The organism is Rhodobacter sp. (assembly GCA_020637515.1).
Taxonomy (GTDB): domain Bacteria; phylum Pseudomonadota; class Alphaproteobacteria; order Rhodobacterales; family Rhodobacteraceae; genus Pararhodobacter.
In genome coordinates, this window is record JACKKG010000001.1 from 1,680,519 (window position 1) to 1,696,994 (window position 16,476).

The 16,476-nt window shown below is 66.6% G+C and carries 15 protein-coding genes and 1 tRNA gene; 4 read left to right on the forward strand and 12 right to left on the reverse strand.

Annotation, left to right across the window (positions count from 1 at the left end):
* Positions 1 to 25 precede the first annotated feature (25 nt).
* The 10 genes from H6900_08180 to H6900_08225 all read right to left on the reverse strand — a co-directional run bounded on the left by H6900_08180 (position 26) and on the right by H6900_08225 (position 9,200).
* On the reverse strand, positions 26 to 805 hold the full coding sequence (locus H6900_08180; GenBank protein MCC0073255.1) for an ABC transporter ATP-binding protein: 780 nt from the start codon (positions 803 to 805) through the stop codon (positions 26 to 28).
* Positions 805 to 1,872 carry an iron ABC transporter permease gene (locus H6900_08185; GenBank protein MCC0073256.1) on the reverse strand — a complete coding sequence of 356 codons (1,068 nt, stop codon included), beginning with the start codon at positions 1,870 to 1,872 and terminating at the stop codon, positions 805 to 807. Before H6900_08185 ends, H6900_08180 begins: the two co-directional genes overlap by 1 nt.
* Positions 1,869 to 2,954: an ABC transporter substrate-binding protein gene (locus H6900_08190; GenBank protein ID MCC0073257.1), complete on the reverse strand. Its 1,086-nt coding sequence runs from the start codon at positions 2,952 to 2,954 to the stop codon at positions 1,869 to 1,871. Before H6900_08190 ends, H6900_08185 begins: the two co-directional genes overlap by 4 nt.
* 153 nt (positions 2,955 to 3,107) lie before the next feature.
* A complete protein-coding gene (locus H6900_08195) occupies positions 3,108 to 3,938 on the reverse strand; it encodes a copper chaperone PCu(A)C (protein MCC0073258.1) in 831 nt (276 codons plus the stop codon).
* A gap of 12 nt (positions 3,939 to 3,950) precedes the next feature.
* Positions 3,951 to 5,516 carry a copper resistance protein CopC gene (locus H6900_08200; GenBank protein ID MCC0073259.1) on the reverse strand — a complete coding sequence of 522 codons (1,566 nt, stop codon included), beginning with the start codon at positions 5,514 to 5,516 and terminating at the stop codon, positions 3,951 to 3,953.
* A gap of 141 nt (positions 5,517 to 5,657) precedes the next feature.
* Complete coding sequence (locus H6900_08205) at positions 5,658 to 6,194, reverse strand: DUF1775 domain-containing protein (protein ID MCC0073260.1); 537 nt, start codon at positions 6,192 to 6,194, stop codon at positions 5,658 to 5,660.
* A gap of 30 nt (positions 6,195 to 6,224) precedes the next feature.
* Positions 6,225 to 7,475, reverse strand: a complete 1,251-nt coding sequence (locus H6900_08210) for a di-heme enzyme (GenBank protein MCC0073261.1) — start codon at positions 7,473 to 7,475, stop codon at positions 6,225 to 6,227.
* A gap of 10 nt (positions 7,476 to 7,485) precedes the next feature.
* A complete protein-coding gene (locus tag H6900_08215) occupies positions 7,486 to 8,370 on the reverse strand; it encodes a metallo-mystery pair system four-Cys motif protein (GenBank protein ID MCC0073262.1) in 885 nt (294 codons plus the stop codon).
* A 79-nt stretch (positions 8,371 to 8,449) separates the two neighbouring features.
* On the reverse strand, positions 8,450 to 8,833 hold the full coding sequence (locus H6900_08220; GenBank protein ID MCC0073263.1) for a hypothetical protein: 384 nt from the start codon (positions 8,831 to 8,833) through the stop codon (positions 8,450 to 8,452).
* A 73-nt stretch (positions 8,834 to 8,906) separates the two neighbouring features.
* On the reverse strand, positions 8,907 to 9,200 hold the full coding sequence (locus H6900_08225) for a hypothetical protein (GenBank protein MCC0073264.1): 294 nt from the start codon (positions 9,198 to 9,200) through the stop codon (positions 8,907 to 8,909).
* Between the two features lie 79 nt (positions 9,201 to 9,279).
* Here H6900_08225 and H6900_08230 point away from each other — a divergent pair, with 79 nt between their 5' ends.
* Both H6900_08230 and H6900_08235 read left to right on the forward strand, forming a co-directional pair.
* On the forward strand, positions 9,280 to 10,212 hold the full coding sequence (locus H6900_08230; GenBank protein ID MCC0073265.1) for an IS5 family transposase: 933 nt from the start codon (positions 9,280 to 9,282) through the stop codon (positions 10,210 to 10,212).
* Positions 10,213 to 10,286: 74 nt separating this feature from the next.
* A complete protein-coding gene (locus H6900_08235; GenBank protein MCC0073266.1) occupies positions 10,287 to 11,072 on the forward strand; it encodes a hypothetical protein in 786 nt (261 codons plus the stop codon).
* Positions 11,073 to 11,164: 92 nt separating this feature from the next.
* On the opposite strand, the gene H6900_08240 is transcribed toward H6900_08235, so the two are convergent.
* Positions 11,165 to 11,254, reverse strand: a tRNA-Ser gene (locus tag H6900_08240).
* 66 nt (positions 11,255 to 11,320) lie between these two features.
* Entirely contained in the window at positions 11,321 to 12,262 is a 942-nt protein-coding gene (locus H6900_08245) for a helix-turn-helix domain-containing protein (GenBank protein MCC0073267.1), read from the reverse strand.
* Between the two features lie 266 nt (positions 12,263 to 12,528).
* Here H6900_08245 and H6900_08250 point away from each other — a divergent pair, with 266 nt between their 5' ends.
* Both H6900_08250 and H6900_08255 read left to right on the forward strand, forming a co-directional pair.
* Positions 12,529 to 14,274: a hydantoinase B/oxoprolinase family protein gene (locus tag H6900_08250; GenBank protein MCC0073268.1), complete on the forward strand. Its 1,746-nt coding sequence runs from the start codon at positions 12,529 to 12,531 to the stop codon at positions 14,272 to 14,274.
* Between the two features lie 81 nt (positions 14,275 to 14,355).
* Positions 14,356 to 16,476 (forward strand): hydantoinase/oxoprolinase family protein, encoded by a 2,121-nt coding sequence (locus H6900_08255; GenBank protein MCC0073269.1) that lies wholly within the window; start codon positions 14,356 to 14,358, stop codon positions 16,474 to 16,476.

Here is a 16,476-nt window from a genome sequence, read left to right on the forward strand (position 1 = left end):
GCGTTCGCTCCAAAGAGCGGCGGCATCACTCTGCGGCATGGGATGCGTCCTTTCGGAATTGGGGAACCACGACGGGCACGCCGTCGAGATGGTGAATGGCGACCGGCAGGCCATAGGTGGCCTCGATCAGATCCGGGGTTATCCCGTCTGCCGGCACATGGGCGAGGATGTTCCCGCCCTTGATCAGCAGCACCTCGTCGGCAAAGCGCAGTGCGGTGTTCAGATCGTGCATCGTCATCACCGTGGCCATGCCGCGTTCGCGCACCGCGTCGCGCAGCAGTGTCAGGATCTCGAACTGATTGCGCAGGTCCAGCGCGCTGGTCGGTTCGTCTAGCAAGAGCAGGCGCGGTTCCTGCACCAGCGCGCGCGCGATGGCGACCTTCTGCAGCTCGCCGCCGGAAAGCTCGTCGATATGGCGCAGCGCCAGCGGTTCCAGCCCCAGCTGGGCGATGGCGGCTCCGGTCTTGTCGCGGTCGGCCTGGGCGACCCGCAGCCCCATATGCGGCTTGCGACCCATCAGCACCGCGTCATAGACCGTCAGCCGCGCCGTTTCCGTGCGTTGCGCGACATAACCCACCCGCTTTGCCATGCGGGGTGGCGAGAGCCGCAGCAGGTCTTCGCCCTCGAGCAGCACCGCACCTGCAGAGGGCTTGTGAATCGCGTTCAGGCACCGGATCAGCGTAGTCTTGCCCACCCCATTGGGGCCGAGGATGACGAGGATGCGTCCCGGCCGCAGCTCGAAACCGATGCGCTCAAGCACCGTCCGGTTGCGGTAGGCGAAACCGATCTCGGAAACATGTAGCATCAGCGCCGCCCCCTGAGGATGAGAAACACGAAGACCGGTGCCCCCATGAAGGCCGTCAGCACCGAAACCGGCAGCACATGCGGCGACAGGATCAGTCTTGCCGCGGTATCGGCCAGCAACAACAGGAGCCCGCCGCCAAAGATCGATGCCGGGATCAGGAACCGGTGATCGGCGCCGATCACCCGGCGGATCATATGCGGCACCACCAGCCCGACAAAGCCGATGATCCCCAGAAAGGCGATGGAAACGGCGGTCAGCAGCGAGGCCATGACCATGCCGAAGATGCGCAGCCCGTCGACCCGCACACCCAGCCCGCGCGCGGTTTCGTCGCCGGCGTCAATGGCGTTGTAATTCCAGCTCTGGGCGAGGAAATAGAGACAGGCTACTCCAGTGAGCGCCGAAAGGATGCTCAACTCGGACCAGTCCACCCGCGCTGTATCGCCAAAGGTCCAGAAAACGATGGCGGCCAGTTGGATATCGTCAGCGAAGAATTGCAGGAAGGCCGTGCCGGCCGAGAACAGCGCGCCAAGCGCCACGCCGGTCAGCACCATCACCTCGGGCGCGGACCCGCGCAGGCGGGCGACCAGTGTGATGATCGCTGCCGCAAGCAGGGCAAAGGCAAACGCCGAGGCGGTCGTGGTGGTCGGGTCCTGGATCGCCACCGATGCAGCATTCGCGCCCTGCGGTGTGCCCGTGTCCAGGATCATCACCGCGAAGGCCGCGCCAAAGGCCGCCGCCTGCGATATGCCCAGCGTGAAGGGCGAGCCCAGCGGATTGCGCAGGATCGACTGCATTGCCGCTCCCGCCACCGCCAGCCCGGCCCCGGCGACAATGGCCGCCAGCGCCTGCGGAAGCCGGATGTTCCAGACGATGAGCTCGGACCGGCGCGGCACCTCGAGCCCGATCAGCGTGCGCGCGACCTCATTTGCCGGAATTGCGGCGGGACCCAGCGACAAGGCGGCGATCAGCGCCGGGACCAGCGCCAACCCGATCAACGCAACGATCACCAGCTTGCGGGTGGTATAGGCGCGGTATCCCGCGCCTATATGTGCGGCGGCGTCCGTCATTCGACCGACACGCGCTGAAATACCAGCCCGTCATAGGCGGCATTGAACGCATCGAAGACCGGCGCGCCGACAAGGAAGGTCTCGATCTCGTTCGCTCTTGCGACCGGATCGACATCGCGGAACGTGTCGGGCCGGGTGATGGTGCCGATGAACCAGGCATTGGCGAGGATCGAGCCGACCTCGATGTGATAGAGCGTATTGGGCAGCACGCCCCACAGATTGCCCTGCGTCACCGCGCTCAGCCCCTGATAGGCGGCATCCGTGCGCAACTCGTGAAGCCCGCCGACATCCTGCCCGCGCACCGTGCCAAGATCAAGAAACAGGACCTGGGGATCCCAGGCCACGATCTGTTCGCGCGCCACGACGCTGTGGCGGCCGGTTCCCGGTGCGCCGTCGCGGGCGAGGTTGGTCAGGCCCAGCATGTCAAAGGGCGGATAGAACGGCTCGGTGCTGTTGAATCCCTGCGCGCCCTGAAAGGCGACGCCGCCGATGAAGACGCCCGGCGCCTCGACGCTCGAGCGCGCAGCCCGGTCGCCCATCTCGGCGATTTGGCCGTCGATGAAGGCGATGACCTCCTCGGCGCGGGCCTCGCGACCGACGACCTCGCCCATGATGCGCAGCGCGCTGTCGAAGGCGGCGCGCTCGCCGGCCAGATCGCCGACGTCAACGGCGACGACCGGCAGGCCGGTCTGGTTCGACAGATCGTCATGCCCGACACCGATCGAGGACAGGGTCTTGATGATGACCTGCGGTGCCGGATCGAGCGCGAGGATCAGCTCGGGATTGTCGCGCCCGCGATGCTGCCCGATGAGTGGCAGGTCGCGGAATTCGGGATGGGCGATCGCATAGGCGCGGGGCGCGTCGGCACTGGGTCGGGTTTCGATCTCGTCGACGCCGACCACCATCTCCGTGGCGCCGAGATAGGTGAGCAGACGCAGGCAGCCGGGGCCCGAACAGATCACCCGATCGACAGTGTCGGGGATATCGACGGTCCGGCCAAGGGCGTCGGTGATTTCCCGGGCCTGGGCCGGGGCGGCTGTGAGGGCGGCGAGCAGGGCAGCCGCGTGTAGAATGGTCTTCATGGTATCAGCTCCAGAGGTTGATTGCCGCCCGAAGGCGGTGAGGGTTACCGTTGCCGGGCAATGCGAGTTCGAGGTCATTCATGCGGCGTTGGCCGGGCGCGACACCTCGTGTTTCTGGCTGGTGCAGACGGACTCCGCTTGAAATGACGGGCATCAGCCGTCTCCGAGAAAAAGCGTTCCGGCGAAACCGTCATACCGGGCGCCTTCTTCCGCGGTCAGGATCGCCTCGGTTGCCGCGACGGCTTGTTCGAGGTCAATCGCCCGGCGTGGCGGCAGACCAAGCGACCGAAACGTCGCAGCAAAGCGCAGGCTTTCCCCCGAAAGGAGGATCACGGACCATTCGCCTGCCTCTTCGCGCAGAAAGGCCCGGCCAGCCACGCCCGCGACCCGCCATGACAAGACCGAGGCATTTCCAGCGATGGCAACGGGTCCAAGATCCGTGTCGGCACCCAGAACATCGCGCAGGGCGGCTTCGACCGCGGCCGATTGCACTGGATCGACGGCAGGCTCGAGACTGCCGTGATCGTGCCCCTCATGCCCTGTCATGCCGCCGTCGCGCGGTTCGACCCAGAATTCCACCGCGATCTCGCCCGCGCGTTCGAAGACCAGCGTGGCGGGGATGCGCTCGCCCTCCTCGAAGGGGTCGCCGTCGAGCCCCATGAACATGACGTGCATGCCGCCGGGTGCGAGCGTCACCGTCTCGCCCGCCGCGATCTCGATGCCTTCGACCGGAATCATCCGGGTCACGCCCTGCGCGTCGGTTTGCGTGCCGTGCAGCGTCACACGGGGGAAATCGGCCCGCACTTCCAGCAGGCGGTCGGGATCGCTGCCGGTGTTGGTGATGGTCATGTAGCCCGCGCCGGACATGGCGGTGGTCACCGTTTCCAGCGCGTAGGGGTGGTCGATCACGAGGCTGCCGGTGGTCACCTCGTGGGCGGCGGCGGGGAGCGCCAGGAGAGCAAGGGCGAAGGCAAGGCGTTTCATCAGGGTCTCCCGTCAGTCGGTAAGGGTCAGGGTGTCGGTCAGCGTCACGCGCTCGAAATCGGTGATCAGAAGGCGCAGGGTCACGTCCCAGTCGCCCGGGCGCGGCAGGGTCACGGGGCCGGCATGCCAGAGCCCGTCGCCGCCTTGCAGGGCGGTCAGGCGGATCGGCTCGATCCCGGCTTCGGGCTGGGCGAAGACGACCTCGACCTCTTGCGGGACCAGTTCGGCGAAATCGCCGGTCTGGAAGCCGAGCATGACCTCGACAGGGCCAGCGCGGCCCGGGGTCAGGCGGATGTCGGCCATTGCGGCAGCGGTATGGATGTGGGCGTAGAGCGGCTCGGCCGGTTCGATCAGCGCGCGGGGCGGCGGCGTGAGGCGGAAGCCGGAGGCAAGGACGAGGATGGCGAGGCCGAGCACGATCTCGCCCCGGATGGCGTGGCTGAGGCGTGGCGCGGCAGTCGTCTGGCCTGCGGCCAGCGCGGGCGTCAGCACAAGCCGGTTCCGCGCGGCAAGGGCGAGGAGCCCAGCGACGAGGGCCAGCTTCGCCCCAAGCACGATGCCATAGGACGAGCCCAGCAGCGCAGCCGGGCTGCCCGATTGCAGCCATGTCAGGGTCATCCCGCTCAGGATCAGAAGCGCGACTGTCGGAACGGCGATCGACGAGAATCGCCGTAGGATGGTGTCTGGCTCAGGTCCACGCAGGGCGAGGAGGAGCGGCACGAGCGATCCCATCCAGAAGATCAGCGCGGCGGCATGGAGGGTGACGGCGGGGAGCGCCACCGCGCGCGGCGGCGCCACGGCGGCATGGCCGGAGGCCGCGAAAGAGAGCGACGCGAGCCCCCATGCGCCGAGCGCCAGCCCCTTTCGCACGGAGGTGCCGGCGGTGCGCAGCGCAAGCGCGGCCAGGAACGCCGCCCCGGCAGCAAGGACGACAGTCAAGGCAATCGGTGCTGAAAGCCCCGCTTGCCACGGCTGCATCGTGAGGAGCGCGGCGGGGGCGAGCGACAGCATGTCGAGACCCTGAACCCCGGTCAGGAGACCGCCCACCGGGATCGTCGCGCCAGCCGCGGACACGGCGATGCGGGCGAGTGCCGGTCCTGCCTGTGCAGGGGCCACGAAGGCGGCGAAGACGGCAGCCCCGACTGCGACCACCAGCGACACGGTCAGCACGGCGCGCAGGGCGGCGCCAAAGCGCGCAGCCCCCGCGGCAAGTTCCGCTGGCGTCGGCGGCGTGGCGGAAGGGGCACCGACATGGAACGTCAGCGTCCCGCCGACCGGGTGGCCATCGTCCGAGACGACGCGCCAGGACAGCAGATGCGTGCCATCTGCAAGATCCGCTGGCGGTGTTACAGTGATGGTGGCGTTCTCGGCAATGCCTTCGAGGTCAGTTGCAATACCGTCCGGCCCGATATGACGCAGGACCAGTGGTGCGATAGCTTCGTTGAACTCCAGCGTGACCGACGTTGGGGCCTCAGCGACGACCGCCCCGTCAGGGGGGGCAGAAGCGCGCAGTTGCGCATGCGCCCCAGCCTGAAATGGCAGAAGCGTAAAAATGAGGGCGACGAGAAGCCTCTGCATGGTCTATCATCCTCAAAAAGCCCGCCGAGTCCGAAAAACCGGACCCGGCGGGAAGTCGGCGCACCACAAACGGGAACTGTCGGATGCGCGCTCACATGCAGGCCGGGAAGGGACGCCTCCGCAAACCGGCCCGCACGCAACTCAATGCCCGTGGCCGTGTTCGCCGGGGGCGACCACCATTACGCCTGGGGCGGGGTCTTCCAGATCATGGCTGTCCTGCCCGGCCGCCGGGATCTCGATCCAGCGCTCGGCCCCGGTGGCGCATTCCTGAATCGCGGGGATGTAGACCATCTCGCCCGCGGGCAGTCGGTCGGTCACGCGGGCGCGGAACACGAACTCGTCGTAAAAGGCATCCGGCAATTCGCCCGACCAGATGATCTCGCGCACGCCTTCGGTGAGCGTGCGTCCATAAAGCTCGTAGCTGTTCTCGTAGGGCCCGGTCACGGTCTCCAACTCCCAGCCCGCCTTGACCATGGGCTGTGCGGCGATCAGGCCCTCGGGGATCTGGATGCGGACCCTCAGCGTCGCCTCGTCGCCGCAACCATGCGGCACCCGCAGGGTCAGACGGGCGGTTTCGCCCTGCACGACTTCGCCTTCGGCGAAAGTGGCATGGGCCAGGGCCTGGGAGCCCATGGCCAGGGTCAGGGCAAGGGTTGCAAGGGCAAGACTATGTTTCATGGTCGCGCGTTTCCTGTTGGTTTCCTGGTTTCAGTTGAGGGGCATCACCCTGTTCGCATTGGCCGGGTGCCCGTCCGGCCAGGGGTCCGCAAAGGCCGGATCGGTCAGGAAGTCCTGATCTGTCAGGCTTTCGAGAAAGGCGGTGAGGTCGGCGATCTCGGCGTCAGAAATCTCGAAACCGATGATCAGGCTGTCGCGATACGGGTTTTCGTGGCCCGCACCGGCGTGGGGGCCACCAGCGATGGTCCGCCCGCCAGCCGCGTAGTGGCGTATCACCTCTTCCAGCGTCGCGATCGACCCGTCGTGCATGTAGGGCGCGGTGACGGCCACGTTGCGCAAGCTGGGCGTGCGGAAGCGGCCCATGTCGGACGTAACGCCGGTGAATTCGTAAAGGCCGAGGCCCCCCGCCGGATAAGCGCCCGTCCCGCCGATGTTGTAGAGCCCCGTGTTGTGAAAGGCGTTCTCGGGGAACGGGGTGCGCGCGGTCTGCAGATTATCCGAGAACAGCGCGCCGGTGTGGCAGTGGTAGCATTCGAGGCGATGATCGAAGAACAGCGCCTGCCCGCGGCGGGCAGCGTCGGACATGGCGTCGGCTTCGCCATAGTAGGTCGCGCGATCATAGGGGCTGTTCAACGAGATGAGCGTGCGCTGGAAAGCCCCGAGCGCGCGGGTGATCGTGTAGAGATCGGGCGCGGGCCGCTCGGGGAAGGCCGCCGGAAAGGCCTCGGCGTACCAGGGATCGGCGGCGAGGCGCGCGAAGAGCGCCTCCTCCTGCCCCGCCATCCCCATCTCGACCGGCTCTGTGCCGAACATAGGCACCAGTGACTGAAACTCCAGCGTGGTGAAATGCGGGTTCGCCCAGGTCAGCGTCGGCATGTAGCCCACATTGGCCAGCGTCGGGGAATTGCGGTGGCCGATCGTTCCATGCGCGCCGACGCCGACCGGGCGGCCATCGCTGAAGGCCAGCTCCTGCTGGTGGCAAGAGGCGCAGGCGGTCTGGCCATCGACCGACAGCCGGGCATCGTAGAACAGGTGCCGCCCCAGATCGACCAGGTCTGGCGTCATGGTGATGTCGTCCGGCACCGGCGGCGGCGGCATCCAGGCTGGCATGGGCCAGCGGAAGGCATCGAGGATCGCCGGGCGCGCGGCGACCGTTTCCGCCGGCACCTCGTCGCGCGGCAGGAAGACGGCGGCAAGGACCGCTGACGCACCAAGGATCAGGAGGGGAGCCACGAAGGCCCCCCTCCCCGCGACACGCGCGAGGCTTGCAAAGGGACGCATGACCGCCCCGTCAGCGCATCGAGACGAGCAGTTGCTCCTCGGCCGGGAACGTGTTGAACGCCAACCCCAGCCGCGGCAACACCGTGTTGCAGTCCGGATCGTTGGGGAAGGACATGCAGCCGGGGCTGGTCTCGGGCGTGTTCTGCGTCAGGTCCGCGCCCGCCACGACGGCGGCCGGGTCGATCACCACGGTGCTCTCACCCGGAACGAAGTCAGGCAGCGCAACGGCGATGCGGTTAGGGTTGGCGCAGGCCTCGGACGGCGGCGTCGTCGCCTCGGGCGCGGCGCATTGCGTCGATCCGAGGTGAAGCATCCAGCCGCGCGGCCCTTGCCCATGGGTCGCGGTCTCGCTGTGGCCCTCGGCGGCCATGGACATTCCGGACGGCGTGGTCGGCGAAAACTCGATCTTCACGAACTTGTAGCCGCCGCGCCAGTTCCAGAACATCGCCGTCAGGTTCAGCGGCGCGGGCGCGGTGGTGGGATCGCCATGGTTCCAGTCGAAGGGAACGCCGACCTCGAACTCGAGGCCGCGATACTCGCCCTCCGGCACGGTGCCGCGCAGCGTGGTGTTCACCTGCGGCGTGCCATTGGCGCAAGACCCGGTGCCGTCCTCGAAGTCCAGAAGGGCGATGTTGTCGATCTGCCAGGCGCCATCCTGGTCGAGCGCGACCGGCACGCGGCTGCCGTCGGCGGCGATCAGGTTGGCCGAGGAGACGAACAGGCGGAAATCGAGGAACTGCACCTCGGTCGCGGCGCTGCCGAGGCCGGTGTAGCTCTCGGTGCAGGCAAAGGGCGCGCCCGCGATCTCGGCAGTGAAGGGGATTTCGACAGCCATGTCGGCGAGCGCCGGACCGGCGACGAGGGCGGCCGTAGCCGCGATAAGGACGTGTTTCATGTAAGGGTCATCCAGATTGATCAGATGTCCGCGCACAGGCGGACGGACATGGCCCGCACGGTGCGGAACCGAAGCGAGGTCAGATCAACTGGATGGACGGGGGACCCCGGGCTGGCGGCGCACGCGGACCGTGACCGGTCAGGACGAGGATTTCGGGCCAGGCGGCGCGGTGGCTGGACCAGGCCACCAGACCCGTCGGGGCAAGACATGCCGGGGCAAGCGCAAGGCTCTTTGCGATGGTGCAGGCCGGGCAGTCGGCATGGGCCGCGTGATCCTGACTGTCGTCGCCCGATGTGCAGAGGTCGGCGAGCGACCCGCCGAGGGCGAGATAGGCGGCGATCTGCGGGTCGGACAGGCGCGGGTCGGTCTCGACGGGGCGATGGCCGAAGGCAACGAGCATCAGCGCCAGTGCGCAAAGCACCGACACGGCCCGATTCCACATCAAGAGGCGCAACCTTCCCATGGGAGAAGGTTTATCCGCGATCGTTTCGTCACGCAATTGTGTCATTTCGCCCAGAGTGAAAGAAAAAGGGCATCTATTTCGATATCTGCTCGCCTCTCACCGCGGGATGGTCCGGCCCCCAGACCGCCGCCGCATCCCGTGCAACGAGGCGGCCTTGCAGTGCGGTCAGTCGGGTCAGCGCAAAGTCACGATCCCCCGTTTCGGCCAGCGCCTTATCGAACGCGCGCCGCACTGAGCGCGGCCGCCAGGGTAGCACCGCCGCGGCGAGCCAGGCGCGCAGTTCGGCTGGCAGCCGGTCGTATTCCGGCATGGGGTCCTCGTTACGACGCTTGAGCTTGAGGCTCGTCTTGCCGCGATTGCCGCGCATCAGACCGGCTCTGTTGGGCTCTGTTGCATAAATCCTGTGAGGGATTCATCTTGTGAATCCAGCATGGTAGCTGGGAAGCATGAGCAGACCAACACCCCCGACCTACAGGACTAGGAACTGGCCAGCCTACAATGAAGCGCTCAAGCGCCGAGGCTCGCTAACGATCTGGTTCGATCCCGAGATGAGCTGGGAGGCCGCCCCGACAGGTCGGCGTGGCCGCCAGCAGAGCTACAGCGATGCCGCCATCCAGACATGCCTTTCAATGAAGGTTCTGTTCGGCATGGCGTTGCGGCAAACGACCGGTTTCGTCGAAAGCCTGTTACGCTTGGTCGGGTTGAACTGGACAGTGCCCGACTTCAGCACACTGAGCCGCCGCCAGAAGTCCCTGGCCGTCAACATCCCCTACCGCGGCTCCAAGGGGCCGCTGCATCTGCTGATCGACAGCACAGGCATCAAGGTCGAAGGCGAAGGTGAGTGGAACGCCCGCAAGCACGGCGGCCCCAAACGACGCGTCTGGCGCAAGATCCACCTCGGGATCGACGAGGAAACGCTGGAGATCCGCGCCATTGAGATCACGGGGAGCCACATCGGCGATGCCCCGGTGCTGCCCGATCTGCTCAGTCAGATACCAATGGACGAAGAGATCGGCAGCGTCACCGCAGATGGCGCCTACGATACTCGAAAGTGTCACGACGCGATCGCCGATCGTGGCGCCCACGCAGTCATCCCACCGCGCAAGAATGCCAAGCCGTGGAAGACCGTCACCGCCGGCGCGGTCGCACGAAACGAGGCGCTGCGGGCATCGAAATACCTCGGCCGGGCGCTCTGCCGACGATGGAGCGGATACCACCGCCGAAGCCGCGTCGAGACAAAGATGCACTGTTTGAAACTGCTGGGCCAACGCCTGAGCGCGAGGGACTTTGACCGCCAGGTTGCCGAACTCCAGGTCCGCATCGCCGTCCTGAACGGCTACACCGCGCTCGGCATACCTGTCACAGAAGCTGTGGGATAAGTCTGTCCGGGGATACCGATGCCAGCGAAGACGAGTATTTCCGGGGCGAGGTGTTGGCGGCATCCTTGGAAGCGGTGCGCTTCGACCCGTCCTATGTGGTGCGAGTGATATCCGACCTTGTTCCCAACCCCTTCGTGGCGCGGTCCATCGTTGCCGAACTGGTTGCAGGCTTGGACGCGCGGGGCTTCGATGCGAAAAAGCTGGGCGAGGCATCCGGCGTTATCATCGACAGCCTACGGCTTGATCTAGTCGCGGAACGAGACGCCCGCGCAGAGGCGCTGTTCCGTGCAGACGTTACCCAAGGGCGCGTCCAATTCCGTCTTCGTCTTGATGGCGGGAACTGGAAGATGCCCGATCACCTGCTATCGACCGAACCTGCCGGTTCGCCTCATCTTACAGGGACAGACGGCGGCGCACTGCAGCGCAGCCTTTTTGCGCCGGTCTTCAGGAACGAGTTGAACACGGAAGAACAACACGTGGCGGTGCATCTGGATGGGGATGCAACCGTCACATGGTGGCACCGGAACGTTGCCAAGGCGAACTATGGACTTCAGGGCTGGAAGCGCGGGCGCATCTATCCTGACTTCATCTTCGCAACGGGTGGCCAAGCCGGAAGCGGGCGAATCGTTGTCTTGGAAACCAAGGGCGATCACCTTCAAAACCCCGATACCGACTATAAGCGCGACGTCCTGAACTTCCTTAACCAGAACTTCGCATGGAATCAGGCGGTGCCAGCTGGGCAGCTTCAGTTAACGGCAACAGGTCAGACGGTGGAGTGCGCCCTGATCCTCATGCCGAACATTAGTGCCGAACTGCCGAACCTGATTGCAGGCACTAAACCGGCGCAGGCCCATCCATAGCGGAGCGAAAGACCAAGCGTTTTTCATATGTGGGCCTAGATGTGGGGCGAGGCCGAGAATCTGGAAAATTATCCAACAAAATCAATGTGCGATGGCGGAGACGAAGGGATTCGAACCCTCGAGACGGTTCCCCGTCTGCACCCTTAGCAGGGGTGTGCCTTCGACCACTCGGCCACGTCTCCGCCGATCCGTATAAGTTTCCCTCTGGCGGAGAACAAGGGCTTTTCTTGCCCTTCGGGCGCGGTCCGTCAGCGGCGCCTGCGCCAGTCCGACGGGGTCAGGCCGAACAGCGATTTGAACAGCCGCGAGAACTGCGCCTGATCGGAGAATCCGTAGCGATAGGCGATTTCCGCCAGCTGCAGCGCGGGCGCCGTGGCGATGGCGTCGCGGGCGGCGATCAGGCGTTCCTCGCGGATGAACTGCGAGACGGTCTTGTTCGTGTCGCTGAACAGCTCGTGCAGGTAGCGTTTCGAGATGCCGCAGGCGTCGGCCACCGCGTCGGGCGTCAGGGCGGGGCTGGACAGCGACTGGCGGATCACCTGTTCGGCGCGGCGCAGATGGCCGGCGCGCACCGCTGTCTTGACGCTGTCGTCGTCGCCCAGCCGTTCGTCCAGCGCCAGCGCCAGGACCTCGACGATCTGTCGGCCCAGCACGCCGGCGGCCTGGCGTTCGGTCGCGGGCAGTCGCAGCAGTTGATCCATCATCGCGGTGAACAGGCCGGGCAGACCGCCCCGCGCGTCGATGATCCGGGCGCAGAAACGGTCGGGGTCGCGCAGTTTCTCGGCCAGCGCGCGCTTGGGCACCTTCAGCACGGCCAGGTCGTTTCCGGCGCCATAGGAGAAACGGTAGGGTTCGTCCCCGCGTTCGACCAGGAAGCCGCCCGGGTCACAGCGCACGTCGCGGCCGAGTTGGCGGAACTCGACCGGGCCCAGACGCGGGACGGTAATCAGGTATTCCTCTTCGCGGGTGTGGGTGATGTGGTCGGGGCGGCGTTCGTATTGCGCCGCCTCGCTGGCCAGGCGCGACAGCGAGACGGGCCCCAGCGTGCGCCGTTCAAGCTGGCCCGCAAAACCCGCCGGGTCGCGATAGCTCAGATGCAGCGGAAAATAGGTCTCGGCGATGGCGCGGCTCCAGGCCCCGGCGCGCTGGCCGGGGGGTGTCAGATCGGTGCTGTGCCGAATGATCTCCATGCGCCCTCTCCCCAAAGCGCCCTTGCCTTTTTGGCTAGCGGCGATTCGCCCGGCCGGTCAAGAAGATTTGCCCCACCGCGGTTGCCTGTGCGCGCTGTGACAAAGGGTTGTGCACGGATCGACAAGGCCGCCGGCGGGTCCGCGCGGATCGTCAAGCGAAGGCGCGCGCATCTGCAAGACCGGGCGCCCGGCGCGCGGCACTCTGGGCGGATCGGATGAGGGGGCAGCCGCGATTGCCGGCCCGGCCCCGGGGGAAGGAGACCGACATGGCCAACCGCAAGGTGGACCCGATCACGCTGTCCGTGGTCCGGGGAGTTCTGGAAACGACGCAACGCGAGATGACGCTGACGCTGGAGCAGACCGCGCGGTCGTCGGTGTTCAACCTGGCGCACGACTATTCGACCGCGCTGTTCAACCACACGCCCGAGATGATCCTGCAAGGCCAGGACATCCCGATTCACCTGGGTTCGCTGATCCCGGCGATGAAGGCCGTCGCGGGGTATTTCGAGGGCGACATCCACGAGGGCGACCTGATCTTGCACAATGATCCGGCCTGGGGCGGCTCGCATATCATCGACACCTGCATGTATTACCCGGTCTTCTATCGGGGCGAGCTGGTGTTCTGGACGGTGTGCAAGGGCCACCTGACCGACATAGGCGGCCCGGTGCCCGCCGGCTACAACCCCAATGCGACCGAGATCTACGCCGAAGGGCTGCGCATTCCGCCGGTCAAGCTGTGGGATCGGGGCACGCCGCGCAAGGACGTGATGAACCTGCTGCTGTCCAACATGCGCGCGCGCCGCGATCAGGAGGGCGACTTCAACGCCCTGATCGGCGCCTGTCAGGTGGGCGCGCGGGCCCTGACGCGGCTGATGGACAGGTATGGCAAGGACGTGGTGCAGGACTGCATCGCGGAACTGCTGGACATGGCCGAGGCGCATATGCGCAAGCTCATCGCCGAGGTGCCCGACGGCACCTATCAGGGCACCGCGATCCTCGAAGATGCGGGGCACGGGTTCGGCGATTTCGAGATCACCGCAACCGTCACGATCGCCGGCGACGGCTGTCACATCGCGATCCAGAGCCCCCCTCAGGTGCCCTATTTCATCAACAGCTATGAAGGGAACAGTCATTCGGGCGTCTATCTGGGCCTGATGATGTTCGCGCAACTGCCGCCGCCCTACAACGAGGGGCTCTATCGCTGCGTCAGCACCGACATGGGGCCCAAGGGGACGCTGTGCAACGCGCAATCCCCTGCGCCGCACATGAACTGCACCACGACGCCGATGGAAACGCTGACCGATGCCGTGCGGCTGGCCTTTGAACAGGCGGCGCCGGCCAAGGTCTCGGCCAGTTGGGGCCACGCGAACGGCTGCAACATCGCCGGCTGGGACACCCGCCACAACGAGGAATACGTGACGATGGTGCTGGCCTCGATCATCTCGGGGGCCGGGGCGACGGCCAGCCAGGACGGATGGCACGCCTGCGGGCCGGAATGCTGTTTCGGCGCGCTCACCTCGGGCGATATCGAGATGCTGGAACATTCCTATCCGATCATCATCCACAAATACGGCCTGATGCAGGATTCGGGCGGCGCCGGGCGATACCGGGGCGGCTCGGGCACCGTGTGGGAGGTCGAGCCGCTGGACAAGCCAATGACGCTGGTCACCTTTGGCGAGGGGCGGCGGATCCCGGCGATGGGGGCGGCGGGCGCGCAATCGGCGCTGGTCCAGCCAAAGGTCGGACGGCTCGAGGTGACGCGGGGCGGTCAGACGCAGATCATCACCGACAACGTGATCGAGACGATCCAGCCCGGCGAACGCGCGGCCAACAAGAACCCGGGCGGTGGCGGCTATGGCAACCCGTTCGAGCGCGACGTGCAGCGCGTGGTCGAGGACGTGCGCAACGGCCTGGTCAGTCTCGACGGGGCGCGGCTGGATTACGGCGTGGTCATCACGGACCGCGACAGCCTGCACGTCGATCTCCAGGCAACGGCCGCCCTGCGCGCCTGATCCAATCCAGTCAAACGGACCGGCCCGGCCCGGGGGTGCGCCCCCGGGGATGGCCCCGGTCAACCCGAAAGGACGCATCCCATGCAGAACCAGTATCGTCTCGGCATCGACGCGGGCGGAACCTTCACCGATTTCATCCTCGCCGATCGCGACGGCACGCTGAGGATCTTCAAGGTCCTCTCGACGCCCCAGGACCCGACGCAGGCGATCCGCAACGGCCTGGCGCTGATCGAGGACGAGACCGGCATCACCGCTGCCGAGATCGTCTCGAACGCGGATTTGTGCATCAACGGCACCACGGTCGGCCTGAACGCGCTGATTACGCACAATGGCGCGAAAACCGGCCTGATCGCCACCGCCGGGCACGAGGATTCCATCGAGATCCGCCTGGGGCACAAGGAAGACGGGTATCGCTACGACCCCGACTATCCGCCCGCGACCATGCTGGTGCCGCGCTATCTGCGGCGCGGCGTGCGGGAGCGGGTGATCTCGACCGGGGGGGTGCACACGCCCCTGAACGAGGACGACGTGCGCGAGGCCTGCCGCCATTTCCTGCGCGAGGGTGTGGATTCGGTCGCCATCAGCTTTGTCTGGTCGGTGCTGCACCCCGACCACGAGCTGCGCGCCGCAGAGATCGTGCGCGCGATGATGCCCGGTGTCCGCCTGACCGTCGGCAGCCAGCTATACCCTCAGGTGCGCGAATACACCCGCACCTCGACCGCGATCGTCAACGCCTATCTGGCGCCGATCCTGCAACGCTATGTCGAGGCCGTGGACGGCTATTTCCGGGGTCTGGGGGCGCGCCAGCCGGTGCGTTACTTCCAGTCGAACGGCGGGCTGGCGCTGGGGTCGGTCGTGACCGACCAGTCGGTCTATGCGATCAACTCGGGTCCTGCCTCGGCGCCGCAGGCCGCGCTGTATCTGGGCGAGCCCTGGGGCCTGCGCGACATCATCACCGTTGACATGGGCGGCACGTCTTTTGACATCACGCTGACCCGCGACGGGCGCGCGAACGTGTCCAAGAACATCGACTTCCTGCGCTACCGCATCGGCATCCCGATGATCCAGGTCGAAACGCTGGGCGCGGGGGGCGGTTCGATCGGCTGGATCGACGAGATGGGGCTGTTGCAGATGGGCCCCCAGTCGGCCGGGTCCGAACCGGGGCCGGCCTGTTACGACCAGGGGGGCGACCGGCCGACAACGACCGACGCGAACCTGGTTCTGGGCTTTCTGAACCCCGACGGGCTGGTCGGCGGGCGGTTGCCGCTGAGCGTGGACAAGGCCCGCACCGCGATCCGCCGGCATCTGGCCGAGCCCTTGGGCATCAGCGTCGAACAGGCCGCCTATGGCATGTTCACCATCGTCAACAACAACATGGTCAACGCCATTCGCCGCGTCTCGGTCGAGCGTGGCTATGACCCGCGGGACTTCGTGCTGAACTGCGCGGGCGGCGCGACGGCGGCGCATATCACGGCGCTGGCGCGGGAAATGGGCATCCGGAAGGTGCTGATTTCCAAGCTGGCCTCGGGGTTGTGCGCCTTTGGGCAGATCATTTCGGACGTGAAATACAACCACATGGCCCCGGTCGCCGCGCGACTCGAGGGCGCGGATACGGCGGCGCGGCTGGACGCGGTGTTCAACCGCCTTGAGGCGCGCGGTCGCGAGGATCTCAAGGGCGACGGGTTCGCCGAGGACCGGATCGCCATCCGCCGCAGTCTGGACATGCGCTATGTCGGGCAGGTGCATGAATGCACCGTCGATGTCGATCCCTTCGCCATCACCGAGGCCTCGCTGGACCAGCTCAAGGCCGCGTTCCATGCCCGGCACGAGGACCTCTACACCTATTGCGAGCCGAACTCGGCGGTCGAGGTGGTCAATGTCGAAAGCGCCATCACCGGCCGCGTGGACCGGCCCGGGCGCCTGCATCTGCCGGCGGGGCAGGGGGCAGAGCGCGCGCTCAAGGGTCATCGCCCGATGATCTTCGACGCCTCGGGCGCGGCGCTGGACACGCCGGTTTACGATGGCGCGGCGCTGGGCGCGGGGGACCGCATCGAGGGCCCCGCCGTCATCCAGGAAGTAACGACAACCATCGTTCTGGAACCGGGCTGGTCGGCGGATCTGGACGCGAGCGGCGTCTATGTCCTGACGCTGGGTGCCGAAGCCGACCTCGCGGCCGCCGCCGCGCTGACCGAGGACGCCTGA

Excerpts from the sequence above, each read along its gene's own strand:
- H6900_08180 (MCC0073255.1), bottom strand. The coding sequence starts at position 805 with ATGCTACATGTTTCCGAGATCGGTTTCGCCTACCGCAACCGGACGGTG.
- H6900_08185 (MCC0073256.1), bottom strand. The coding sequence starts at position 1,872 with ATGACGGACGCCGCCGCACATATAGGCGCGGGATACCGCGCCTATACC.
- H6900_08190 (MCC0073257.1), bottom strand. The coding sequence starts at position 2,954 with ATGAAGACCATTCTACACGCGGCTGCCCTGCTCGCCGCCCTCACAGCC.
- H6900_08195 (MCC0073258.1), bottom strand. The coding sequence starts at position 3,938 with ATGAAACGCCTTGCCTTCGCCCTTGCTCTCCTGGCGCTCCCCGCCGCC.
- H6900_08200 (MCC0073259.1), bottom strand. The coding sequence starts at position 5,516 with ATGCAGAGGCTTCTCGTCGCCCTCATTTTTACGCTTCTGCCATTTCAG.
- H6900_08205 (MCC0073260.1), bottom strand. The coding sequence starts at position 6,194 with ATGAAACATAGTCTTGCCCTTGCAACCCTTGCCCTGACCCTGGCCATG.
- H6900_08210 (MCC0073261.1), bottom strand. The coding sequence starts at position 7,475 with ATGCGTCCCTTTGCAAGCCTCGCGCGTGTCGCGGGGAGGGGGGCCTTC.
- H6900_08215 (MCC0073262.1), bottom strand. The coding sequence starts at position 8,370 with ATGAAACACGTCCTTATCGCGGCTACGGCCGCCCTCGTCGCCGGTCCG.
- H6900_08220 (MCC0073263.1), bottom strand. The coding sequence starts at position 8,833 with ATGGGAAGGTTGCGCCTCTTGATGTGGAATCGGGCCGTGTCGGTGCTT.
- H6900_08225 (MCC0073264.1), bottom strand. The coding sequence starts at position 9,200 with ATGCGCGGCAATCGCGGCAAGACGAGCCTCAAGCTCAAGCGTCGTAAC.
- H6900_08230 (MCC0073265.1), top strand. The coding sequence starts at position 9,280 with ATGAGCAGACCAACACCCCCGACCTACAGGACTAGGAACTGGCCAGCC.
- H6900_08245 (MCC0073267.1), bottom strand. The coding sequence starts at position 12,262 with ATGGAGATCATTCGGCACAGCACCGATCTGACACCCCCCGGCCAGCGC.
- H6900_08250 (MCC0073268.1), top strand. The coding sequence starts at position 12,529 with ATGGCCAACCGCAAGGTGGACCCGATCACGCTGTCCGTGGTCCGGGGA.
- H6900_08255 (MCC0073269.1), top strand. The coding sequence starts at position 14,356 with ATGCAGAACCAGTATCGTCTCGGCATCGACGCGGGCGGAACCTTCACC.